Source organism: Sphingomonas sp. GW821-FHT10F09 (assembly GCF_058809195.1).
Genome location: NZ_JBXASI010000006.1, coordinates 1 through 16,224, shown reverse-complemented (window position 1 = coordinate 16,224; position 16,224 = coordinate 1). Strand labels below are relative to the sequence as shown.

The 16,224-nt window shown below is 68.0% G+C and carries 11 protein-coding genes and 1 tRNA gene; 9 read left to right on the top strand and 3 right to left on the bottom strand.

The window, feature by feature from the left end:
- Nucleotides 1-83: 83 nt before the first annotated feature.
- From cobS to cobT, 4 genes are read left to right on the top strand one after another with little or no spacing between them, the layout of a single operon-like run.
- Nucleotides 84-1,088: a cobaltochelatase subunit CobS gene (gene cobS / locus AC1RTO_RS16505; RefSeq protein WP_293873470.1), complete on the top strand. Its 1,005-nt coding sequence runs from the start codon at nt 84-86 to the stop codon at nt 1,086-1,088.
- A 9-nt stretch (nt 1,089-1,097) separates the two neighbouring features.
- Nucleotides 1,098-1,403, top strand: a complete 306-nt coding sequence (locus AC1RTO_RS16500) for a nucleotidyltransferase family protein (RefSeq protein ID WP_493161885.1) — start codon at nt 1,098-1,100, stop codon at nt 1,401-1,403.
- Nucleotides 1,393-1,734 carry a HepT-like ribonuclease domain-containing protein gene (locus AC1RTO_RS16495; protein WP_493161884.1) on the top strand — a complete coding sequence of 114 codons (342 nt, stop codon included), beginning with the start codon at nt 1,393-1,395 and terminating at the stop codon, nt 1,732-1,734. Before AC1RTO_RS16500 ends, AC1RTO_RS16495 begins: the two co-directional genes overlap by 11 nt.
- On the top strand, nt 1,734-3,560 hold the full coding sequence (gene cobT, locus AC1RTO_RS16490) for a cobaltochelatase subunit CobT (protein WP_493161883.1): 1,827 nt from the start codon (nt 1,734-1,736) through the stop codon (nt 3,558-3,560). Before AC1RTO_RS16495 ends, cobT begins: the two co-directional genes overlap by 1 nt.
- A gap of 20 nt (nt 3,561-3,580) precedes the next feature.
- On the opposite strand, the gene AC1RTO_RS16485 is transcribed toward cobT, so the two are convergent.
- Entirely contained in the window at nt 3,581-4,456 is an 876-nt protein-coding gene (locus tag AC1RTO_RS16485; RefSeq protein ID WP_493161882.1) for a phosphatase PAP2 family protein, read from the bottom strand.
- 241 nt (nt 4,457-4,697) lie between these two features.
- Here AC1RTO_RS16485 and AC1RTO_RS16480 point away from each other — a divergent pair, with 241 nt between their 5' ends.
- The 4 genes from AC1RTO_RS16480 to AC1RTO_RS16465 are packed head-to-tail and all read left to right on the top strand — an operon-like array spanning nt 4,698 to nt 9,252.
- Nucleotides 4,698-7,142 (top strand): TonB-dependent receptor, encoded by a 2,445-nt coding sequence (locus AC1RTO_RS16480; protein WP_493161881.1) that lies wholly within the window; start codon nt 4,698-4,700, stop codon nt 7,140-7,142.
- A gap of 55 nt (nt 7,143-7,197) precedes the next feature.
- Nucleotides 7,198-7,881, top strand: coding sequence for a Fe2+-dependent dioxygenase (locus AC1RTO_RS16475; protein WP_493161880.1), 684 nt, complete (start codon nt 7,198-7,200; stop codon nt 7,879-7,881).
- Nucleotides 7,874-8,173 (top strand): ribbon-helix-helix domain-containing protein, encoded by a 300-nt coding sequence (locus AC1RTO_RS16470; protein ID WP_493161879.1) that lies wholly within the window; start codon nt 7,874-7,876, stop codon nt 8,171-8,173. Before AC1RTO_RS16475 ends, AC1RTO_RS16470 begins: the two co-directional genes overlap by 8 nt.
- Entirely contained in the window at nt 8,170-9,252 is a 1,083-nt protein-coding gene (locus AC1RTO_RS16465) for a PepSY-associated TM helix domain-containing protein (protein ID WP_493161878.1), read from the top strand. Before AC1RTO_RS16470 ends, AC1RTO_RS16465 begins: the two co-directional genes overlap by 4 nt.
- A gap of 127 nt (nt 9,253-9,379) precedes the next feature.
- Here AC1RTO_RS16465 and AC1RTO_RS16460 read toward each other — a convergent pair whose 3' ends face one another.
- Nucleotides 9,380-13,984: an NAD-glutamate dehydrogenase gene (locus AC1RTO_RS16460; protein ID WP_493161877.1), complete on the bottom strand. Its 4,605-nt coding sequence runs from the start codon at nt 13,982-13,984 to the stop codon at nt 9,380-9,382.
- Between the two features lie 110 nt (nt 13,985-14,094).
- A complete protein-coding gene (locus AC1RTO_RS16455; protein ID WP_493161876.1) occupies nt 14,095-15,372 on the bottom strand; it encodes a PAS domain-containing protein in 1,278 nt (425 codons plus the stop codon).
- A gap of 165 nt (nt 15,373-15,537) precedes the next feature.
- On the opposite strand from AC1RTO_RS16455, the gene AC1RTO_RS16450 reads away from it, so the two are divergent.
- Nucleotides 15,538-15,613: transfer RNA gene (locus tag AC1RTO_RS16450), tRNA-Thr, on the top strand.
- The last annotated feature ends 611 nt before the right edge of the window (nt 15,614-16,224 follow it).

The window sequence follows — 16,224 nt, the reverse complement described above, 5'->3', positions numbered from 1 at the left end:
TCGTTCGCATTGTGCGTTAGGAAGGGCCGACCGATATTTTGCCGCCCTCCGTTTGCCCCAGCCCGAATGGTGCCCCGACCGCGATGACCGATATTCCCAACACCCAGCCCGACAGCCGCGAAACCACGATCCTGGACGCCCCCGACAAGATGGTCGGCGTGCGCGACCTGTTCGGCATCGACAGCGACATGCAGGTGCCCGCCTTCAGCGAGGCGGACGAGCGCGTCCCCGACCTCGATCCCGCCTATGTGTTCGATCCCGATACGACGCTGGCGGTGCTGGCGGGCTTCGCGCACAACCGCCGCGTGATGGTGCAGGGCTATCACGGCACCGGCAAGTCGAGCCACATCGAACAGGTGGCGGCGCGACTGAACTGGCCGTGCATCCGCATCAACCTCGACGCGCATATCAGCCGCATCGACCTGATCGGGCGCGACGCGATCGTGCTGCGCGACGGCCAGCAGGTGACCGAATTCCGCGAGGGGCTGCTGCCCTGGGCGTTGCAGACGCCGACCGCGCTGGTGTTCGACGAATATGACGCGGGCCGCCCCGACGTGATGTTCGTGATCCAGCGCGTGCTGGAGACGGAGGGCAAGCTGACCCTGCTCGACCAGAACCGCGTCATCCGCCCGAACCCGTGGTTCCGCCTGTTCGCGACCGCCAATACGGTCGGCCTGGGCGACACCAGCGGGCTGTATCACGGCACGCAGCAGATCAACCAGGGCCAGATGGACCGCTGGAACATCGTCGTCACGCTCAACTACCTGCCCGCCGCGATCGAATCGCAGATCGTGCTCGCCAAGTCGGGCGAATATGACAAGCCGGAGGGCAAGAAGACCGTCGACAACATGGTCCGCGTCGCCGACATGACGCGCAAGGGCTTCATCAACGGCGACATCTCGACCGTGATGAGCCCGCGCACGGTCATCACCTGGGCGCAGAACACGCTGATCTTCGGCGACGTCGGCTTCGCATTCCGGTTGAGCTTCCTCAACAAATGCGACGAGAACGAACGGCCGCTGGTGGCGGAATATTACCAGCGCGTGTTCGGCAAGGACCTGCCGGAAAGCGTGGTCGGGAAGGCGTAGGAGGACGGCGTGACGAAGGCCGAGGCTCTTGAACGGCTGCGCGCGCGCGAGGCGGATTTGCGCGCGCTGGGGATCGATCGCCTGTCTCTCTTCGGCTCGACCGCGCGTGGGGAGGATCGGTTGGACTCGGACGTCGATCTTGCTGCGATCATGGACTATGATCGGGTGGAGATGCTTGGGCCGTTCGGTTTCTTCGGCATCGAGGACCGCATCGCCGAGATGCTCGGCGGGGTAAAGGTCGACCTCGTCACCGAGCCGGCACGGCGGTCGCGCCTTCAGGCCCAGATCGATCGCGACCGCGTCGATGTATTCTGAACGCACGCGCCTTTTGCTCGCCGATATCGTCGAGGATACCGATCGCCTGATGGCGTTCGTCGATGGCATGGACGCGGCGGCACTCGACGCGGACGAGCGGACGCTGCTCGCTGTGGAGCGGCTGTTCCAGCGTATCACCGAGGCGGTGATCCAGATCGGTGTCGAGGACATGGGACGGATCGGCCCGGACTTGCCGGTGCGGAATATCCGTGGTCTGGGAAACCGGCTGCGGCACGATTATCGCAATATCGATCCCGAACTGTTGCTGCGGATCGCACGGAACGAGCTGCCTGCGCTACGCGCTGCCGCCGAAAGGGCATTGGGCGAATAATGGCGAACGAAACCCCTCTCGACCGGTTCAAGGCGGTCCTTGCCGGCACGGCGCGCGCGATCGCGGAGGAACCGGAGGTGGAACTGGCGTTCACCGCGGACCAGCCGACGCAGAGCGGCAAGCATATCAAGGTGCCGATGCCCGCACGCGCCCTGCCGGCAGAGCAGGTCGCCGAGGCGCGCGGCTTCGCCGATGGTTTCGCGCTGCGGCTGAAGCATCACGACAGCGCGATGCACCTCAGGGGCGCGCCGGCGGAGGCGGTGGCGCGCGCGGTGTTCGACGCGGTCGAGACCGCGCGGATCGAGGCGCTCGGCAGCCGCGGCTATGCCGGCATCGCCGACAATCTGGCGCATTCGCTCGACGCGCGGCTGCGCGCCGATCCGATCACGCGGGCGAGGACGCGCGAGGAGGTGCCGCTGTCCACCGCCCTGTCGCTGCTGGTGCGCGAGAAGCTCACCGGGATCGAGGCGCCCGCCGCCGCCGCGCCGGGGCTGGCGCTGGTGCGCGAATGGATCGATGAGCGTACCGATCTGTCCGCGCTCAGCCTCGCGCTCGACGACCAGCGCGCGTTCCAGAGCCTTGCGATGAAGATGCTCGAGGACCTCGAATTGGTCGAGGGCGAGGTGTTGCCCGAGGATGCCGACGACGGCGGATCGGAAGACGAAGGCACCGATGAGCAGCAGCAGGACGAAAGCGAAGAAGGCGACGACGACCAGGCGGGGCAGGGCGACGGCGAGGTCGATGCCCGCGGCGAGGCGCAGGAATCGGACAGTGACGACGGCGAGGGCCAGGAATTCGGCGACGAATCGATGGACGACCTCGACGGCGAACCCGGCGACGATGGCGAGGAGGGGATGCAGCCCGTCCGCCCCAACCGGCCGAACAGCGACTTCATGCCGCAGTTCGAATACAAGCCGTGGACGACGCAGTTCGACGAGGTCGTCGCGGCGACCGACCTGTGCGATGCCGAGGAACTGGCGCGGCTGCGCGGTTATCTCGACCAGCAGCTCGCGCATCTGCAATCGGCGGTGTCGAAACTCGCCAACCGGTTGCAGCGGCGGTTGATGGCGCAGCAGTCGCGATCGTGGGACTTCGATCAGGACGAGGGCATGCTCGATGCCGCGCGCCTCGCCCGCGTCGTCGTCACGCCGGGCCAGTCGCTCAGCTACAAGATCGAGCGCGAGACGGATTTCCGCGATACGGTGGTGACGCTGCTGATCGACAATTCCGGGTCGATGCGCGGCCGGCCGATCGGCATCGCCGCGATCAGCGCCGACATCCTCGCGCGGACGCTGGAACGTTGCGGCGTCAAGACCGAGATTCTCGGCTTCACCACCCGCGCGTGGAAGGGCGGGCAGGCACGCGAGACGTGGCTCGCCGCCGGGCGGCCACCGCAGCCGGGCCGGCTCAACGACATCCGCCATATCGTCTACAAGAAGGCGGACGAGCCGTGGCGGCGCGCGCGCACCAACCTCGGGCTGATGATGCGCGAGGGGCTGCTCAAGGAGAATATCGACGGCGAGGCGCTGCTCTGGGCGCATGCCCGGCTGATGGCGCGGCCGGAGGAACGGCGCATCCTGATGGTCATCAGCGACGGCGCGCCGGTCGACGATTCGACGCTGTCGGTCAATTCGGGCAGCTATCTGGAGCGCCACCTGCGCCAGGTGATCGGCTGGATCGAGGGCAAGTCACCGGTCGAACTGGTCGCGATCGGCATCGGCCACGATGTGACGCGCTATTATGCGCGGGCGGTGACGATCATGGATGCCGAACAGCTGGGCGGCACGATCATCGAACAGCTCGCGGCGCTGTTCGATACGCCGTGATGCATGCCGCCCGCGGGCGATCAGCGGGCAGCCAATATTACCGTTGATGGGGAGTCGGTCGCAACCGCCGGTCGACGCGATGCGTCGGAAGCGTAAACCCGGGCGGTGATAGCTATTGCAATGATGGCGATCGTCGCGCCGGCCAGTACGTCGACAACATAGTGGCCACCGATCGGTACGGTGGAAACCAGCATCGCCGCATCGATGGCGACGATCGCAGATCCGGCGGTCGCATGGCGGCCGTAATAGCCGAGAACGATCGCTCCCGCCGCGTGAAAGCTGGGGAACGTCACGATACCCACGATCGGCGCAGCGCCCAGTTGGCGTAATGCCCCGCTCCGGATCGCGGTGATCAGTGGCTCGAAATCCCATGCCGCAGTGACGAGCACGTACGGGAAGTCCGCCGGCTTGGTCCCATAATGCAGATAGCCGCCAAGCGCAGGCGCAACCGGCACGGCGAGGACGCAAAGCGTCGCTGCGATCAGCCAGGCAAGAGTGATCGCCCGCGCGTCGCGCTGCCTGCCACGAAGAACCAGCAAGCCAAGTATGACGAAGGGCTGCCAGGCCAGGCTGCTGTAGACGAACGACAATATGGCGGTCGTCAGCGGTCGTCGCGAAAAGAAGGTCGCGATATCCAGCCAGTTCGAACCGAACAGGTAGCGGTCGATCGCGATCAGGACATCGTCGGCATAGGGCGCGTTGGTCGCCGCGAGCGCACAGGTCACGACCGACAGCAACAGGGCACTGACCAGCAGGAGCAGGTAGCATTCGAGCAGCAGCGCCGCATCGTACAGGCGACGGCGGATCAGCCCTGCGACTGCCGCGGCCAGCAACAGACCGATCGTGCCGAACAGGGCGATCCCCGAAGGATCGTAGCGAAAGCCGAACGCACCCATACATGCCACGGCGGCTGCCGCCTGCCCGACCAGCAGGCGGTGAGCAGGCCATGGGCAGCGCCTCCTCGGTAAACAGGGAACGTCGGTCACGCGGGGCCTTCATGCTGCGTTTCCGCGGCGATGCCACGAAGCGTTAAAAAGCCGTAGGAGCCGGTCCGGTCTTATTCGTGCATATCACTCGCAATAGCGTTGACGATGATAATCATTCTCATTAAGCGCCCCTCATCGAAGGGGGACTCACATGAAGACATCGTCATTCCTCGCACTGTCGTGCGTCGGATTCATCGCGTCGGCGCCGGCCATGGCGGCCGACACCGCGCCGGCCAGTGCGGCAGAGCGGGCAAGAGCGATCGCCGATGCGCAGGCACAGGATGCGAAGCGTTCGGTCGAGCGCGACGAGATCGTCGTCAACGGCAAGAACGATGCCGCGCCCGGCGTCGTCGAGAGCCCCAAGGCGACCAGCGCGATCATCGACACGCCGCAGACGATCACCGTCATCTCCGACCAGGTGATCCGCAAGCAGAACCTCCAGACCCTGCGCGACGCGCTGCAGACGATCCCGGGCATCACCTTCGGTGCCGGCGAGGGCGGCGGCGGCTATGGCGACAGCATCAACCTGCGCGGCTATTCGGCCAACAACGACATCACCGTCGACGGCATCCGCGACAGCGCGCAGTACAGCCGGACCGACCCGTTCAACATCCAGCAGATCGAGGTCTACAATGGCGCGAACTCGGTCTTCAACGGATCGGGCAGCGTCGGCGGCACGATCAACCTCGTCACCAAGGAGCCGCGCGCGGAGGACCTGACGATCGTGCAGGGATCGGTCGGCACCGACGAATATTACCGCGCCGCGATCGATGCCAACCACCGCGTCGGCGACAATATCGCGGTGCGGCTGAACGGTGCCTATCACCGCAACGACGTGCCCGGCCGCGATGTTGAGAAGTACAAGCGCTGGGGCATCGCCCCCTCGGTGACGATCGGTATCGACGGACCGACCAGCCTGACGCTCGCCTATGTCCATCAGGAGGATCGCAACACGCCGATCTATGGCGTCCCCTATTTCCGCAATGCGTTCAACGACGGCGCGCTGCCCGGCGTCGATCGCAGCGACTATTTCGGCATCGCCAATCTCGACCGGCAGGATACGACGGTCGATCGTTTCACCGCGACCTTCCGCCATCAGGTCAACGACGCGCTGTCAGTGCGCAACCTGACGCGCTGGCAGCGCGTCGGCCAGTATAGTGTCACCAGCGCGCCGCAGGGCACCTATTGCCTGACCGCGACCAACCGGACGCCGACGGGCACCGCCTGCACCGCGACGCTGGCCAATTTCGCCGATGCGGCGGGCGTGTTCCGCCCGAGCCAGACGATCACCGTCGCGCCGGGACTGTACCAGCCGAGCGGCCCGCGCGGGCTGGTGCGCGATCAGGAGAACCAGCTGCTCGTCAACCAGACGGACATCCGGCTGGAAACGGGTGAGAAGGGCGGCATCCGCAACGTCGCCAACGTCGGCATGTCGGCGTCGGTCGAGGATTATGCGATCACCGGCGCGTCGCTGCCGCGCAACGCCGCCGGCGCGCTCGTCGTGCTGCCGCAGATCAACTTCGGCAGCCCGAACACCGTCTACACCGGTCCGATCAACTATACGGTGACGGCGCAGTCCAAATCGGAGACGCGCAACCTCGCGGTCTATGCGTTCGATACGCTGGAACTGGGGCGCTATTTCGAGCTGAACGGCGGCGTCCGCTGGGAAGTGCAGGATGCGACGTTCCGCGGTCTGCCGCTGGCCGTCGTGCCGCCGGGGATCGCCGCGCTCACCGCCGCGCAGCAGGCGCCGCAGACCAGCCATGAAAAGCTGTTCTCCTACCGCGTCGGCGCGGTGTTCCACCCGATCCGCGACGTCAGCCTCTATGCCGGCTACGGCAATGCCAAGACGCCATCGTCGGCGACCGTCCGCCTCGGCTGCGGCGTCGCCTCGGCGGCGGGTGCGGTGGTGTTCGATCCGTGCGACGTCGCACCGGAAACCGCGAAGAATTACGAAGCGGGGATCAAGGCCGGGCTGTTCGGCCGCCGGCTGGAACTGACCGCGGCGGTGTTCCGCAACGAACGGACCAACTTCCGCGTCGCGTCGAACGACCCGGTTCTGCCGGCGGCGACGCAGGTGCTGGACGGACGCGCCCGGGTCGACGGCATCGCGCTCGGTGCTTCGGGCAACGTCACCCCCGCCTGGACGATCTTCGCCAATTACACCTATCTCGACGGCGAGATCCTCCAGTCGATCTCGGACCGCTGCATCGCCAATCCCAGCACGGCGTGCGGCAACAGCGCCGCGAACCCCGATCCGCAGCGGGGTACGCTGTTCGTCCAGACCCCGAAGCATGCGGGCAGCCTGTTCACCACCTACAAACTGCCGTTCGGGCTCGAGGTCGGCTATGGCCTGACCTATCAGGGCAGTTTCGCGCTCAACGCCGCCAGCCTCGCCGCGCCGACGCAATACCGGTCGGACGATTACCTGATCCACCGCGCCTATATGGCCTACAGCTTCGCCGGCGGCCTGACCGCGCAGGTCAACGTGCAGAACTTCACCAACGAGAAATATTATACCAGCATCCGCAACAACGGCTGGGCCGCGCCGGGCGAGGCGCGCTCAGCGGTGCTGAGCCTGTTCTACAGCTTCTAGGCTTGCTAGCTTCTCCCCGCCCCCCGGCGGGGAGGAGACCCGGACGCCCTATGCCATGCTGATCGCCATTCCCGATGTGCTCGACGCCGATGGCGTGGCGCGGCTGCGCGCGCTGATCGATGCGGCCGACTGGGTGGACGGCAACCTCACCTCGGGCCCGCAGGCGGCGCTCGCCAAGCGCAACCAGCAACTGCCGGAGGATGCGCCGGCGACGCGCGAGGCGGCGGCGATGGTGTTGGAGGCGCTGGGCCGATCACCCTTGTTCTTCGCGGCGGCGCTGCCGCTCAAGGTCTTTCCACCGCTGTTCAACCGCTATGCCGGCGGGCAGGATTTCGGCCTGCACGTCGACAATGCGATCCGCATCCAGCGCGGCACCGAATTCCGCATCCGCTCCGATCTGTCGGCGACCCTGTTTCTCGAGGACCCGCACGCCTATGATGGCGGCGAACTGGTGATCGAGGATCAGTTCGGCCCGCAGACGGTGAAGCTGCCTGCCGGGCACCTCGTCCTCTATCCCGCATCCAGCCTGCACCGCGTCACGCCGGTGACGCGCGGCATACGCACCGCATCCTTCTTCTGGCTGCAATCCATGGTCCGCGACGACGGCGAGCGGCGGACGCTGTTCGAACTCGACGGCGCGATCCAGTCGGTCGCGGCGGCGCAGGGGCAGGGCGATCCCGCCGTCGTGCGGCTGACCGGCATCTATCACAATCTGCTGCGCCGCTGGGCCGATGCCTGAGGTCACGCCGCCGCCGTTCGGCTTCGAAGGGCCGGTCAAGCGCTCGATCACCATCGCCGGCCACCAGACCTCGATCAGCCTCGAGCCCGCCTATTGGCGCGCGCTGGAGCTGGCCGCGGTCGCCTATGCGCTGCCGCTGTCCGCGCTGGTCGCACAGATCGACGTGCTGCGCATCGCCGCGGACGAACCGCCCAACCTCGCCAGCGCGCTGCGCAGCTGGCTGTTCGCGGCGCGATTGACCGAACAGGACCTGCATGCGACCCCCGTCCGGGAGGACGGGAGCGACGGATGAGCACAGTGGCATGGCGGCGGACGTGGTTTCAGGTCCACAAATGGATCGGGCTGACGCTTGCGATCCTGATCGTGCCGCTGTCGCTGTCGGGCGCCGCGCTCGTCTGGCATGACGGGCTCGACCGGCTCGTCAATCCGTCGCGCTATGCGGTGACGGGCGATGCGCTGCTGACCGCGGACGCCTATCTCGCCGCCGCGCATGCGGCGCTGAAACCGGGCGACCGGGTGGCGCAACTGACCATGCCCGAAGCCGGCGGCCCGGTCGTGATCGCGGCGCAGCCGGCGGACGCGCAGCCCGCCCGGCGCGGGCCACCGGCGCGGACGATGGTCTATCTCGATCCGCCGACCGCGCGCGTGTTGCAGGTCGCGCCCGGCAATGCGGGCCTCGTCCGCTTCCTCCACGTCCTGCATGGCAGCTTGCAGGTGCCCGGCATCGGGCGGCAGATCGTCGGCTGGATCGGCGTGGCGATGATGGTGTCGTGCTTCACCGGCCTGTGGCTGTGGTGGCCGACGGTCGGCACCTGGGTGAAGGGGCTGCGCTGGCGGCGGCACCGCAACACCGACACCAACCTGCACTTCGTCATGGGTTTCTGGATCGCGCTGCCGCTGTTCGTCCTGTCGCTGACCGGCGCGTGGATCAGCTTTCCCGGCTTCTTCGCGGGGCTGACCGGAGGCGGCGGGCCGCGCGGTCCCGATCGCGCCGCGACGCTGCGTGCGCCGGCGCTCGCCGATCCTGCACAGCCGATCGGCACCGTCGTCGCGCGCGCCGACACCGTGCGGCAGGGACCGATCCGCAGCATCGCCTGGCCGACGACGCGGACGCCCGACTGGACGGTGACCTATGCCGGCGGCGGCACCGTCAAGGTGGCGGACGACGGCGGCATTGCGGTCGCCGCGCCGTCGCGCGCACCCGGCGGAACCGCGCAACTGATGCGCCGCATCCATGACGGCGAGGGGATGGGGATCGTCTGGCAACTGGTGATCTTCGCCGGCGGCCTGCTACCCGCGGCGCTGGCGGTGACCGGCGTCATCATGTGGTGGCGTGCCCGCGGCTGGCGTGCGCGGGTGGCGCGGCGCTGACCTGATCCGATCCGTTCGGGCCGAACCTGTCGAAGCCCGTCCTTCCACAGGCGACGCATGTGGGAATCAGGTCTCCGACCAGCGCGGGCCTTCACCGTCCCTTCCACAGGAAGGGAGGATCACGGGGTTACCGCCCCAGCAGCACCCGCGCCTGGCCGGCGATCTGCGCCAGCATCGCCGCATTCGGCTGCGCGGCGTGGCGGGCGCGATCGACCACCGTCTTGAACTGGCCCACGCGGGCGGCATTGGCGGTCAGCCAGTCGCGCACCGCGCCACGTGGATCACTGCCGCCGCTGCGCGCGAGGAATTCCAGCCGCTGCTGCTGGAAATCGCGGGCGAGGCCGGCGAGCAGCAACCGCTCCCACGGGTCGCTCGATTCGATCCGTGCCGCCGCTGCCTGCGCCCAGTCGAGGCCCAGTGCCTGCCCCAGATGGGTGAACGCCCGCGTCAGCTCGATCTCGTCCAGTTTGAGCCGCTCGCCGAGCGAAGCCAGCCCGACCGCGCCGTCGAGATCGAACAGGCGGACGACGCGCTGCGCGAGATCGGCGGGCGCCCCCGCCGCTTCCAGCTCGGCGGTGATGCGCGCGCTCTGTGCGCTGGCCTCTTCGAGCAGTAGCGACGCGGTCTGCGCCTCCAGTTGCGCGATGCCCTTGCCCAGCCGGTCCAGCACCGCGCCCGGCAGCGTCCCCGGCGGGGTCGCCCGCAACAGGTCGGCGATGTGCGATCGGGTCGCCACCGCCACCTCGTTGAACAGCGCGATGCGGGCGCCCTCCGTGATCGCGGCGCGTTCGATCTCGCCCCAGATCGCGTCCAGCCCGAACAGGCGTTCGGCGACGACGAACATCGTCGCGATATCGGCGACCGCGGCGCCTTCCTCCTCGGCGAGTTCGAACGGGAACAGCACGCCCATCCGGTTGACGATGCGGTTGGCGAGCTTGGTCGCGACGATCTCGGGCCGCAGCCGGTGTTCGTCGATCGCCGTCGCATAATCGCGCTGCATCGCCGCGGGGAAGGCGGCGTGCAGGTCGGGCGCCAGTTCCGGCGCCATCGCCAGCGGCGCATGTTCGATACCGTCCTGCAACGCCAGCTTGGCGGTCGCCAGCAGCACCGCGAGTTCCGGGCGGCTGAGGCCGATTCCCTCCTGGCCGCGGCGCAGCAGGTCCTCGTTCCCCGCCAGCCCCTCGACCGCGCGGTCGAGCCGCCCGTCCGCCTCGAAGATCTCGATGACGCGGACATAGCTCGGGATCGCGGCGGCGCCGTCCGCCTCGGCGATCGACAGCGCCAGCGTCTGGAGGCGGTTGTCCTCCAGCACCAGATGCGCGACGTCGTCGGTCATGCTCGCGAGCAGCGCGTTGCGCTCCTCGAAGCCGAGCCGCCCTTCGTTCATCTCGCGGTTGAGCGCGATCTTGATGTTGACCTCGTTGTCCGAACAATCGACGCCGGCCGAATTGTCGATGAAGTCGGTGTTGATGCGCCCGCCCGCCTGCGCGAAGGCGATGCGCGCCGCCTGGGTGACGCCCAGGTTCGCGCCTTCGCCGATCGCGGTGACGCGCAGTTCCTCGGCGTTGACGCGCAGCCGGTCGTTGGCGGGATCGCCAACCGCGACGTTATTCTCCGCCGCGGCCTTCACATAGGTGCCGATGCCGCCGAACCAGAGCAGGTCGGCGGGCGCCTTCAGGATCGCGGAGATCAGCGAGGCCGGGTCCATCTGAGTCGCGGTGATGCCGAGCGCCACCTGCGCCTCGGGCGACAGCTTGATGACCTTCTCGCTGCGCGCCCAGACGCCGCCACCCTCGCTGATGAGCGCGGCGTCGTAATCGGCCCAGCTCGACCGCGGCAGCGCGAACATGCGCGCGCGCTCGTCCCAGCTGGTCGCAGGATCGGGGTTCGGATCGATGAAGATATGGCGATGATCGAACGCCGCGACGATCTTGAGCGTCTTCGACAGCAGCATGCCGTTGCCGAAGACGTCGCCCGACATGTCGCCGCAGCCGACGACGGTGATCGGCTGCGTCTGCACGTCGACGCCGCGTTCGGCGAAGTGGCGCTGCACCGACACCCAGGCACCCTTGGCGGTGATGCCCATCGCCTTGTGGTCGTAGCCGACGCTGCCGCCGCTGGCGAACGCGTCGCCCAGCCAGAAATCGCGCTCCAGCGCCAGGGCGTTGGCGACGTCGCTGAAGGTCGCGGTGCCCTTGTCGGCGGCGACGACGAAATAGGGGTCCTCGCCGTCGAGGATCGCGACGCCCTGCGGATGCACGACCGTACCGTCGACGATATTGTCGGTGATCGACAGCAAGGACCGGATGAAGATGCGGTAGCTTTCGGTGCCTTCCGCCAGCCACGCGTCGCGGTCGAGGGCGGGGGAGGGGAGCTGCTTGGGATAGAAGCCGCCCTTGGCCCCGGTCGGTACGATGACCGCGTTCTTGACCCGCTGCGCCTTCATCAGGCCGAGGATCTCGGTACGGAAATCGTCGCGACGGTCGGACCAGCGCAGGCCGCCGCGTGCGACCGGGCCGGCGCGCAGGTGGATGCCCTCCACACGCGGGCTGTAGACCCAGATCTCGCGCCACGGCACGGGGGCGGGCAGGCCGGGGATCAGATGGCTGTCGAGCTTGAACGCCAGCGCTTCGGCCGCGGCGGGCGCGAAGGCGTTGGTGCGCAGGCAGGCCGCGATCAGGTTGCGATAGGCGCGCAGGATACGATCGTCGTCGATCGCCGACACCGCGTCGAGCCCGCGCTCGATCGCCTCGTCGCTGGCCTGCACGTCGGCGGGGTTGGCCGGATCGTGCGCGGCGGCGAAGCGCGAGAGCAGCGCCTTGGTCAGCTTGGGCGCGCGGCGCAGCGCGTCGACCACCGTGGTCAGGCCATAGGGCAGGCCCGCCTGGCGCAGGTAGCGGAACCAGGCGCGCAGCAGCACGACCGATTGCGGCGTCAGGCCGACATCGACGATCAGGCGGTTGAACGCGTCATTCTCCGCCTTGCCTTCCAGCGCCGCGGCGATCGCGCCTTCCAGCACGGCGGCGTCATGGCCTTCGCCGCTGGCGTCGCTCTCGACGACGAAATCGTGCACGAAGCTGTCATTGTCCTCGCGCAGCCGCGTCGGCAGCTCGCCGATGACGCGGAAGCCGAAATTCTCCAGCACCGGCACCGCATCCGACAGCGCGAGCGCGCCATGCGCCTTGTAGATCTTGAGCTGCCGGTCCTCGCCGGGGACGACCGGGAAGATGCGCACCGCGCGCGCGTCGGCATCGTCGAGTCCCGCCAGCCGCAGGATGTCCGCCGCCGCTTCCGCCGCGCTGCTGACGTTGCGGTAATTGGGCGGAAAGGCCTGCGCCCAGCGCAGCGCCAGCCGTGCCGCGCGCTGCGTCGGCACCCGTTCGGCCAGCGCCGCCTCGACGTCCGATACCCAGCCGCGGACCATCCGGCGCAGCCGTTCGGCGAGCGGCTCGGTTTCCGGCATCCGGCCCGATCCGCGCAGGTCGATCGTGTAGCGCAGCAACGCGACGACGCCGTCGTCGAGGCTGATCGACCAGTTGAGCACGCTGCCGTTCGACGCTTCGGTCAGCATCTGCGCGATGGCGACGCGGCGCGCGGTGGTCAGGTCGTCGCGCGGCAACCAGGCAAAGGCGAACAGGTGCCGCCCCAGCGCCGATCGCACCAGCACCAGTGCCGGGCGCGGCCGGTCGGCGAGGCTCATCGCGGTCAGCACCACCTCTTCCAGCGCCGGCGCGGGGAAGGCGACGACGAGGTCGTGCGGCAGCGCGGTCAGCGCATGGGTCAGCGCCTTGCCGGCATGGCCCTTGGGATCGAAGCCGAACTTCGCCTCCAGCGCCGACAGGCGGGCGCGCAGCACGGGGATGTCGCGCGGCCGGGCGCTCAGCGCGGCGCTGGTCCACAGACCGGCGTGGATCGACAGGCCGGTGATCTCGCCCGCCTCCATGATCGGCACGATCGCAAGGTCGAGCGGCACGGCGCGATGGACGGTCGAGATCAGGCTGGATTTGAGAAGCAGCGGCGCTTCGCCGCCATCCTCGAACCAGCGGATCGCGAGCGCACGGCTCGCCTCCGCCAGCACCGCGGTCTGATGCGGGTTGCGCGCCAGCCCCAGCGCCTCGCCCGCGCTGCCGTCGCGGCGCCAGATCTGGTGGCCGAGCAGGGTGAATTGCCCGTCGAGGAACCATTGCAGCAGTGCCGCGCCCTCGCCCTGCGGCAGGGTCGCCTCGTCGCGCGCCATCGCGCGTTGCAGCTGCGGCCAGTCGGTGACGGCGGCGCGCACGTCGGCGAGTACCGCGGTCAGCTCCTCGATCAGCCCGCGCCGGTCGCGCGCATCGGCACGCTCCAGCTCGATATAGATCATCGATTCGGGGCTGCCCGCACCGCCGATGTCGGTCAGGTTGCCGTCGGCATCGCGGCTGACCCGCACCACCGGGTGGATGACGCGATCGATGTCGAGATCCTGCTCGCCGATCGCGGCGGCGATCGAATCGACCAGGAAGGGCATGTCGTCGTTGACGATGGCGAGGCGCATCCGCCGGCGCACGTCGTCCGATGCGATCGCCTCCAGCGCGATCGCCGGCCTGCCGGACTCGCGCCGCGCCGCGGTCTGCGCGACGAACGCTGCCGCGGCGGCCCGCTCCGCCTCACCGAAGCCGGTCAGCTCTCCTGGTAGCGCGCCCTTGGTCAGCCGGGCGGCGAGCGCCTCGGCCATGGTCTGGTTCTGGTCGGCCATAGCCCGCGCCTATGCGCCTGCCATCGCCGCGCTTCAAGCTTTGCTGCAGTGCGAAAATTACATGGAGGCGCAATAATCTATGGTCGTATTGGCGAGCGTGCTCGACCGGTTCAGGAGGCCGCCTTGCGCGCGATGCTCTCGACCAGCCCCTTGCCCTCGACGCGCTTGATGACGTCGACGGTGCCGTTCTCGCCGGCGCGGGCAAGCAGCACGACGAACTCGTCGGTCCCGGCGCCGATCGCGATGCTGCCCAGCGTCGGCAGCGCGCGCAGTTCGGCGGCGACGCGATCGAAGACGGTCGGCGGCTTGGCGGGGCGCTTGGCACTGCGCTCGGCGGCGACGATCGCCTTGATCCCGCCGTCGGCCTGTTCGAGGAAGTGCGCCAGCATGCCCGCGGGCAGCGCCTGGCGGCGGGCATGGCCCAGCACCGCGGCATATTCGGCGAGGCGGGTCTTGTCGTAATCGGCGCCGAAGACGAGCTTGACCACCGCGGTCATCGGCGCGCGCGGCAACACCTTCACGCCGGCCGCGGCGAGCAGTTCGGCATAACCGGCCTCGTCGCCATCGCAGGCAAGGCCGAAATCGTGCGCGCGGCCCAAGGCCCGGTACAGCGCCGACCGGCCGCGCGTATCGGCGGCACGCACCGCGGCGGCGCTTTCGCGCGCCATCATCAGCCGGTCGCCGAGCGACCCGGTCAGCACCGCATCGGCCGAGGCATCGGCGGCCTCGAACCCGGCGCTCGGGCCATCCGCCCAGACCGGCGAATCGGTCGGTGCCGCCGGTGCGGCGCGTACGGCGGCGACCAGCTCGGCATCGAGCGTCGCCTGCGTCTCGTCGTCGACCATCTCCTTCCAGTTGATGACGCCATAGATGAAATCGATCGTCTCGCCTTCGGACGAGAAGGGCATCAGGATGCCGCGATACAGCGTCGTGCGCCCGCGCGTGCCGACGAACTCCGCCTCGAACCCGATCGGCGCACGGTTGGCGATGATCTGCAAATAGTGATCGGTCAGTCGTGAGAGCAACGACCGGCCGGGCACGTCGGCGATGCGGGTGATCGTCGTCTCCAGCCCGCATTCCTCGCGCAGCGACCGGCCGAGATAGGCGATCGTCGGATCGTCGACGCCGGCGGTGAAATCGAGCAACACGCTGTGCGGGCCGAAATCGGCGATGCTGGCGGGGTCGAGATCGTCGATTCCCGGATAGGCGCGGCCCTTCAGCAGCGACACCCAGTGATTGTAGGCGCGCACGTGCATGCGCCGCTCGTCGCCGCCGAGGTCGAACATCGCATCGTCGACGCCCTGCTGGTCGACGCCCTGGTCGCTGGCCGCATCGATCCCGTCGTCGAGTTCCAGCCGCTCGTCCTCGAAACCGCGCACCGTATCCATGCCCAAACCCTTCATCCGCCAGGCCTGCATTCCTGGTCCGGCACCGCTTGTGCACGCTCCGTGGTAAACGAGGCGTAAAGCCGCAAAAGCTGCAACGGGCGCTTGTCAGCCCCGGCCCGACCTGTTAGGCGCACCCCCCGAACGGCCACACGGTCGCTTCGCCGTGCCGCTTTAGCTCAGCTGGTAGAGCATCGCATTCGTAATGCGGGGGTCACAGGTTCGAGTCCTGTAAGCGGCACCAGTACATACTGGGAACAGACCTAGAAAACCGCGGAAATCTGCGGTAAACTGCCTACTGGCGGTCCCACGAAATCTCACTTTGTTCCGCCGTGGCCCACTCAAAAGGGGCCACGAATCATGGGGCCACGAACGTTGCAGGAGGCGTAGCTCCATGCTTACGGTGGTGCAGATTCGGGCGCCGAAAGCGGGCAAGCGTTCCCACAAGGTTGCCGATGTCGACGGCCTATACCTCCTAGTGCAGCCGTCCGGCACGCTGATCCGGCGTTTATGCTAAAATGCTGCGATATTGAGCGGAAAGCCAAAAAAAGTCGAGAATTGCTGCACGCAATTGCCGGCAACACCGGCGGCCCGCACCGATGCATGCGTTGAGGACCATCCCCCATGTCGTCCTGCGCCTGGGCGAACTGCGACAAGCGGAATGGAGCGAGATCGATTTCGCGGAGTAGCTGTGGCGGACATCAGCGGAGCGGAGGAAGCTCCAACAGCCACACGCCGTGTCTCTAGCGCTCCACAAGACGAAACGACCCTTTTCGATTGTCAATCGGCGTCCAAAAAGGACCCCCTATCGGCGTCCAAAAGGGACCCCTTCGTCGAGCGGTGTGACGGGTATGC

Coding starts and splice junctions, on each gene's coding strand:
- cobS (WP_293873470.1), top strand. CDS start 84: ATGACCGATATTCCCAACACCCAGCCCGACAGCCGCGAAACCACGATC.
- AC1RTO_RS16495 (WP_493161884.1), top strand. CDS start 1,393: ATGTATTCTGAACGCACGCGCCTTTTGCTCGCCGATATCGTCGAGGAT.
- cobT (WP_493161883.1), top strand. CDS start 1,734: ATGGCGAACGAAACCCCTCTCGACCGGTTCAAGGCGGTCCTTGCCGGC.
- AC1RTO_RS16485 (WP_493161882.1), bottom strand. CDS start 4,456: ATGGGTGCGTTCGGCTTTCGCTACGATCCTTCGGGGATCGCCCTGTTC.
- AC1RTO_RS16480 (WP_493161881.1), top strand. CDS start 4,698: ATGAAGACATCGTCATTCCTCGCACTGTCGTGCGTCGGATTCATCGCG.
- AC1RTO_RS16475 (WP_493161880.1), top strand. CDS start 7,198: ATGCTGATCGCCATTCCCGATGTGCTCGACGCCGATGGCGTGGCGCGG.
- AC1RTO_RS16470 (WP_493161879.1), top strand. CDS start 7,874: ATGCCTGAGGTCACGCCGCCGCCGTTCGGCTTCGAAGGGCCGGTCAAG.
- AC1RTO_RS16465 (WP_493161878.1), top strand. CDS start 8,170: ATGAGCACAGTGGCATGGCGGCGGACGTGGTTTCAGGTCCACAAATGG.
- AC1RTO_RS16460 (WP_493161877.1), bottom strand. CDS start 13,984: ATGGCCGACCAGAACCAGACCATGGCCGAGGCGCTCGCCGCCCGGCTG.
- AC1RTO_RS16455 (WP_493161876.1), bottom strand. CDS start 15,372: ATGGATACGGTGCGCGGTTTCGAGGACGAGCGGCTGGAACTCGACGAC.